At 35.2% G+C, this 708-nt stretch carries 1 protein-coding gene and 1 pseudogene; both read left to right on the plus strand.

The features are described from left to right. A partial coding sequence (locus V7147_RS12600) for an amino acid--tRNA ligase-related protein (RefSeq protein ID WP_335368214.1) occupies positions 1–217 on the plus strand: 217 nt, incomplete at its 5' end. Between the two features lie 131 nt (positions 218–348). Beyond that, positions 349–708 (plus strand): annotated as a pseudogene (locus tag V7147_RS12605) (helix-turn-helix domain-containing protein); the annotation flags it as partial.

Genomic DNA, 708 nt, shown 5'->3' on the forward strand with positions numbered 1-708 from the left:
GAGAATTCATGATTATGACCTCTTAAAACAACAACTTCAAACACACGGCTTAACAAGTGGGGCATATGAGTGGTATTTAGAGTTACGTAAATATGGATCTGTACCACATTCAGGCTTCGGATTAGGGCTAGAAAGAACAGTAGCATGGATTAGTGGCGTTGAACATGTACGTGAAACAATCCCATTCCCACGTCTGCTAAATCGACTATATCCATAATAATCAAAGGTAGGGACCTTTCTAAAAGGAAAGGTCTCTTTCATTTATAGATGAACCTCAGACCAAATATTTCTTTCTTAACCCTACTTCGTGGTCTCATGTTATACTAGGTTATGAAGAGGTGTTTATACATGAAAATGGATAAATTAGTTGATTTATTCGAACAAGGCAGTATTTCAATTCCGAAAATGTTAATGTCCTCGTATCGACATCTACAGTTAAACGAAGAGGAAATGATGGTCCTATTCCATATATTAACCTTTATGGACGGTGGAAATTTCTTTCCTACACCAATTGAAATCTCAAATCGTATGACAATTTCAGAAGAAAAATGTATGGAAATCCTACGTCAGCTTATTCAACGAGGATATTTAGAAATAAATGAAGGTAACGATGAAAATCGTATTATCTATGAAAAATACTCATTACGACCATTATGGGAGAAAATGCTTCAGTATCTCGTTCAACGAAACATGAATGAAGAAAAAGAA

Source organism: Bacillus sp. JJ1521, from assembly GCF_036965165.1.
Taxonomy (GTDB): domain Bacteria; phylum Bacillota; class Bacilli; order Bacillales; family Bacillaceae_L; genus Ferdinandcohnia.